The sequence below is a fragment of the Promicromonospora kroppenstedtii DSM 19349 genome (assembly GCF_000515355.1).
Classification (GTDB): Bacteria; Actinomycetota; Actinomycetes; order Actinomycetales; family Cellulomonadaceae; genus Promicromonospora; species Promicromonospora kroppenstedtii.
Genome location: NZ_KI911565.1, coordinates 107,578 through 113,327 on the forward strand (window position 1 = coordinate 107,578; position 5,750 = coordinate 113,327).

A 5,750-nucleotide genomic window follows, 5' to 3' on the forward strand; every position below is an offset into this window, starting at 1 on the left:
GGGCCACGGCCCGGACGGGCTGGGCCACCTGGGCGGGCTGGGCCGCCTGGGCGGGCTGGGCCGCCTGAGCGGCGGCGCCCGGCACCACGACCATGACGCGGTGCGTCATCAGGCGCGGTCTGGGCAGGGCGACCTGTCCGCCGGACAGACGTCCCGGGCTGGAGGTCAGGTTCATCGCGTCCATGACGAACGCGACGGGGTTGCGCCCGGAGCTCGGGAGCTTGCCGGTGGCCCAGACGACGCCGACGACCACGCCGACGGCGACCACGATGTTCATGAAACCGCCGAGCTGCGCCCACAGCGGGGCGGTCTTCCACAGGGCGAACGCCACGACGGCGCCCGCTCCCACCTGGGTGATGGTGTACGGCCCACCCCAGATGCGCCCGCCGCTGGGCAGCTTCCCCACGAGCATGGGGATGCGGCGGGCCTTCGTGTAGAACTTCGCGGTCTCGGTCACCGGACACCCTCCTCACCACACGCCGGGCGCGCGGACGCGCCCGTCAGACCAACCCTGTGCCTTGCCCCCAGCGCCTTGCCCATGTGTCTGACCTGCCGGTACCGGCCGTCAGAGAACTGTCTGCGTGTTCACGATCGCCGGGGCGGAGTCGAACTCGTCCCTGGCGAGGTCGGAGGTGACGTTGATGCCACCGTTCACCAGCCACAGGACGATCCCGCCGACGATCGCGGACATCAGGATCGCCGCGATCGACATCTTGGTCTTCACCGCGGTGATGACGACCATGAGGATGACGACCACGAAGGTCACGGACTCGATTGCGCTCTTGACCTCCTCGGACTTCACGGTGATGAGGTCGAGGAAGCCGTCGGCCATAACGATCTCGCTGATCATGGTTTCTCCTTCGTTACTCCCCGGCGGTGCCGGGGTCGATCGTGCCGGATGGCGTCGTGTCGATACGGACCGCCGGCTCAACGCCGGCAACCTCCCAGCGGCCGTCCCGCGCGACGAGCGTGAGGACGTACTGGGCGGTCGTCTTGTTGCCGTCGAGCCGGGTGAGCTCGGCGGTGAAGAGGGCGTGCGTGCCGTCGCCGTCGGCGGGGTCCTCCGTGACCTCGTGCGAACCCTTGATGCCCGTCACGGCCACGGCCGAGTACGGGGCGGGGGTGATCGCCGAGATGGAGGTGCCGGGCGCCAGGTAGCGCGTGATCTCGCCGTCGCCCGCGATCATCGCCGCGAGGAAGCCGGTCGCGGACTGCCCCGCGGCCGAGGTCGGGGAGATGGTCTCGGAGTAGTCGAGGTCCGGGGCCTCCGCCGCCGCGGCGGGTCCCGGGACGGGTGAGGGCAGCGCGAGGGCCGTGACCGCGAGGTCCGGGCCGGAGTACTTCGTATCCGTGCGCTGCACGAGCACCGGCACCTGGAAGTAGCGGCGCACCCAGACGAGCGCGACCTCGGCCTGCTCGCCCTTGGCGTCCGCGGGCGGCGGCGTCGAGCCCGGGGCGGGCTCGGCGACGTCGACGCCGACCGTCACGGACCACACGTCGTTCTCCGCCTGCTCCACCTGCGCCACCGACGAGTCGCGGATGGTCAGGCCCTCCTGGGGGAGAGTGCCGACCGGGGCGTTCGTCAGGGAGGCGATGAGCTGTTGGTCGTTGCTGTCGGCCCGCAGCCAGGTCTCCACGAGCTCGACCGCGCGCTCGGAGGCGGCGGCGGACTCCGCGGTGCTCGCCGAACCGGCGGCCACCGCGACGGGTGCAGGCTCGGGCCGCAGCAGGGTCCACGCCAGGGCGGCGGGACCGGCGAGCAGCGCGAGCGCCAGCAGGGCGCCCCAGGCCTTGGTGACCAGGGCAGGACCGTTGGACCACTCGACGACCTGCGGGGGAGGGTCGCCGTCGTTCCCGCCGCCGCCCGATGCCGAGGGCGTCGCGGGTCGTTCGGGTCCGCCCGCCCAGGGCGAGGCGGAACCGGGGGCGCCGTCGGTGGGGGCAGGCAGCTCGGCCGGCTTGGCGGCCTTCTTGCCCCGACGGCGCACGAGGAGCGAGCTCATCGGGTGTGCACCTCGTTCTGCAGGTCCGCGCGGATCCGCTCGCGTGCCTCGCGGGCGCTGCGCACGCGAGGGCTGTCGAGCGCCTCGGTCAGCCGGAGGGTCGTGTCGTTCTCCCCGAGGGGGTCCTCGGAAAGAGATGCGATGAGGTCGCGCACCACGGGCGCCACCTCACCGCGTGCGGCGTGCACCTCGGCCGTGTCGCGAAGCAGGGACCACGTGTGGTCGAAGGCCGAAGGCCCTGGGTCCGCGCTACCGAGATCGGTACTGCCGAGTCCGGCGCCGGGCGCCTGGTCGAGCTCGTCCTTGCTCATCTCGCCTCTCCCGTTGTTCCGTCAGTTGCGTCTGCTGAGCACAAATGGCTGGTGATGCGTTCGTGTGACATCGGTCGAGCAGGGGTTTTGCTCCACTGTGACGCAGGTCACATGGGCGCCGAACGAGCGGGCAACAGTGGCGGGCAACACCCTCCCGGTGGACTCGGGGCAGACGGAGGGGGGAACCGCCATGCCTGCACGCACACCGGCACCGGCATCAGGAACGCTGATGCGAGAGCTCGACCACGACTGGGCAGACCTGGTCCGTACGCGGTCGTTCGCCACCGAGATCGATCGCTTCGTCGCACGGTTCCCCAGGCTCGCGGGACTGCGCAGGGGTGAGCCCGTGCGCCTCGCGCCCGACGAGGCGGACGAGGTGCTGTACGCCCTGATCGTCGAGCACGCGAGCGGCAGCTTCGCCGCGGGGCGGGCCGTGCTGCAGTGCATGCTGCCTGCGGTCCGCGCCATCGTGCGCAAGTCGCGCCGGCACTACCCGGACGTGCAGGACCTCGAGCAGGAGGCCGCCGCCGCGATGTGGGACGCGATCACCCACTACGACCTCGCGCGCAGCAGCCGCGTCGCGATGTGGCTCCAGGGCCACACCCTGACGCGCGTCGTCGGCGACCGGGCACCGCACGCACGGGGCGGGCGGGCGAGCCGCGGCCCCCAGGTGGCGGAGATCCCCACCGACACGAACACGCTGACCGTCCTCGAGCGGCCGACGACGCCGGAGGCGGGGCCCGACGCGGTCTACTCCCTCGCGAGCCTGTCGCTCGGCACCACGGGCGAGGTTCTCGACGTCATCGCCTGGGGGCTCGACAAGAGCGTCCTCACGCGGGACGAGTCAGCACTTCTGGCGCGGCTCTATGCGCCGGACCCCGATCTCCCGGAGTACGCCGAGCTCGGCTCGGGTCGCGGGAACTATCAGCGGCGGGTGGCCCACGAGCTGGGCATCTCGCACGCAGCCTTGCGCCAGCGGGCGAGTCGCGCAGTGCGACGGCTGGCGGAAGCCGTTCAGTCCGGTGGTCTGTCTGGGGGACAGCCGGGCGAACGGGACGGTGAGGGACGACGGCGGCCGACGGGCTGAGCACTGGGGGGTGCGTGATGCCCTGAAGGTCGTTCGAAGTCTCCTCATCGCGAGAGGGCCCCACCGCCAGCGGGGCCCTCTCGTTCTGTCCGGCCGCCTCGTGGCACACGCTGTCGTCAAGGTTTTGCCGTCGATCTCTCCTCGGGCCGCACCGCCGCGGTGGTCCTATCTCACGGGCTGACCTGCGAAGTCAATGCCACAACTGTGGTTCTGACATGCCAGCGAACGATTGTCTGAGGGTCACTCAATATTCAAGTCTTCTCCACAACTTTGAAGTCTCCTTGACCTAGCGAGCATCCGGAACGCTGATTAGCGTTCAACCTGCCGGGTCCGGCCGTCTGGATGAGGATTACCTGCGGTGACACACCTGTGACACCGCAGGAGGTCTTCGACAGCACGGCGGGAGCACGGTGGACACAGGCGCAGGCATGGGATCCTCTTCGGGTTCCGCTCCAGGAAGATCCCTGGCGGACTCTGTCGACGGGCTCGGAGGAGACGGCACGGTGAGCAGTGGCACGAAGGTCGTGAACCTGGACCAGCAGGACCGGTCCGCGACGAGACCCCAGCGACCCGCACCCCCCGGGCCGCTCAAACCCACGCGTGCCCGACGCCGGCCCGCCCTGATCGCGCTCGGTCTCGCGCTCGTGGCGCTCAGCGTGCTCGGGAGCGTCTACCTGACCACGTCGCTCGGCCAGACCTACCAGGTGCTGGCCGTGACGGACGAGGTGGCGCGCGGGTCGGTGATCACGCCGGGCAACATCACCACGGTCAACCTGCCCACGGGCCCGACCGCGCTCAAGCCGATCTCGGCCGACGAGTTCGACCTGGTCAAGGACCGGATCGCGACGACGGACCTCAAGGCCGGCCAGCTCATCACGAGGGACAGCTTCGCGGAGGAGCTGCAGCCTGCCGCGGGCCAGTCCATCGTCGGCGTCGCGCTCGCGCCCAACCAGATGCCGACGAACCTGCCGAAGTCCGGGGACTCCGTACGGATCGTCGAGACGCCGGCCACCGGTGGCGAGCCGCCGGTCGAGGCGCCGTTCTCGATCCCCGCCACAGTGGTCAGCACCCAGCCGTCGAGCCTCGGCGACCAGACGGTCGTCGACGTGCAGGTCGAGTCGAAGAACGCCGCCGCGCTCGCGGCCCGCGCCGCGACCGGCCGGGTCGCGCTGGTGATCGACGCCGTCGGGGCCGGGTGATCCGGTGGCTCTCATCGCCCTGGCCAACGCGAAGGGTTCGCCGGGCACCACGACCGCGGCCCTCGTGCTGGCGCTCCAGTGGCCGCGCCCGGTGCTGCTCGTGGAGGCCGACCTCGCCGGGTCGTCGATCCTGGCCGGCTACTTCCGCGGGCAGCTGCCGCACGACCGCGGCCTGCAGCCCCTCGCCATCGCGCACTCCCACGGCGATCTCGAGGCCGCGTTCTGGGAGCAGACCATTCCGCTCGTTCGAAACGATCCGGACAAGAAGCTGCTGCCCGGCATCGTCAGCCCGCACACCGCCCCCGCCGTCGCGAACCTCTGGGGGCCGCTGGCCAACCAGCTCGTCGCGCTGGAGCGGGGCGGCATCGACGTGCTCGTCGACCTCGGCCGGCTCGGCACCGGTGGCGCCGTCCGGGAGGACCGCGAGCCGATCGTCCGCCTGGCAGACCAGGTGTTGATCACCACGGGTTCGCGCCTGCCCGACATCGCGGTGACGCGGGAGCTGGTCAAGTCCCGCACCTCCGTCGTCGACGCCGCGGCGCGCGAGCTCACCAACCTCACGGCCCTGACCGTCGGGCCCGGCCGGCCCTACGACGCGAACGAGATCGCGCGCACGCTCGGCCTCGGCACCGTGGGCTCGCTGGCGTGGGACCCGGTGAACGCCGAGGTGCTGTCGGTGGGCTCGCCCGCCGGACGGCGCTACTCGACGTCGCCGCTGGTCCGGTCCGCCGGACCCGTCATCTCCCGCCTGCAGGACCGCACCGAGAAGCGCCGGGCCCGGTTCTCCACCGGGCCGAGCGAGGTGGGCCGGGGCACCGGTCCGCGCCGCCCGCCCGAGCAGTCGGGTGCCCGCGTCCGCCCCACGTCGTGGAGCGGGCAGGGCGCCGGACCCTGGCGGGGTGACGCGTGAGCACCCCCGAGTTCCCGGACCTCTCCTCCCTGCCGATCTTCCACGACGCGGACGACCGGGCTCCGGCCGCGCCGCGTCGTGCTCCCGACACAGATGCGGAGAACATGACGGGCCGACGCCCTGCCGCCGTGCAGAACACCTGGAACCCGCCGGCCGCGGAGCCGGGCAACGGGCAGGCCCACACCGTCGATCCTGGCCGGGCGGCGCCCGCACGTCCTGGGGGCGGTGCGCCGCCGCCGG

General features: G+C 71.8%; 8 protein-coding genes. 4 read left to right on the plus strand and 4 right to left on the minus strand.

Features of this window, described 5'->3' with window-relative positions; all coding sequences use genetic code 11:
* From PROKR_RS33290 to PROKR_RS00555, 4 genes are all read right to left on the minus strand, one after another.
* A partial coding sequence (locus PROKR_RS33290; protein ID WP_051432548.1) for a hypothetical protein occupies positions 1-457 on the minus strand: 457 nt, incomplete at its 3' end.
* A gap of 108 nt (positions 458-565) precedes the next feature.
* On the minus strand, positions 566-850 hold the full coding sequence (locus PROKR_RS00545; RefSeq protein ID WP_020017354.1) for a hypothetical protein: 285 nt from the start codon (positions 848-850) through the stop codon (positions 566-568).
* Positions 851-863: 13 nt separating this feature from the next.
* Positions 864-2,003, minus strand: a complete 1,140-nt coding sequence (locus PROKR_RS30350) for a conjugal transfer protein (protein ID WP_051432549.1) — start codon at positions 2,001-2,003, stop codon at positions 864-866.
* Positions 2,000-2,314 (minus strand): hypothetical protein, encoded by a 315-nt coding sequence (locus tag PROKR_RS00555; protein WP_036958768.1) that lies wholly within the window; start codon positions 2,312-2,314, stop codon positions 2,000-2,002. Before PROKR_RS00555 ends, PROKR_RS30350 begins: the two co-directional genes overlap by 4 nt.
* 229 nt (positions 2,315-2,543) lie before the next feature.
* Between PROKR_RS00555 and PROKR_RS00560 the strand changes: the two genes are divergently transcribed.
* The 4 genes from PROKR_RS00560 to PROKR_RS36715 form a co-directional block, all read left to right on the plus strand.
* Positions 2,544-3,401: a sigma factor gene (locus PROKR_RS00560; RefSeq protein WP_036958769.1), complete on the plus strand. Its 858-nt coding sequence runs from the start codon at positions 2,544-2,546 to the stop codon at positions 3,399-3,401.
* Between the two features lie 503 nt (positions 3,402-3,904).
* Positions 3,905-4,600, plus strand: coding sequence for an SAF domain-containing protein (locus PROKR_RS00565; RefSeq protein WP_051432550.1), 696 nt, complete (start codon positions 3,905-3,907; stop codon positions 4,598-4,600).
* Positions 4,601-4,604: 4 nt separating this feature from the next.
* Positions 4,605-5,510: a CpaE/TadZ family protein gene (locus PROKR_RS00570; RefSeq protein ID WP_051432551.1), complete on the plus strand. Its 906-nt coding sequence runs from the start codon at positions 4,605-4,607 to the stop codon at positions 5,508-5,510.
* Positions 5,507-5,750 (plus strand): hypothetical protein (locus PROKR_RS36715; protein WP_211239981.1); only part of this gene is annotated, 244 nt, incomplete at its 3' end. The genes PROKR_RS00570 and PROKR_RS36715, both read left to right, overlap by 4 nt.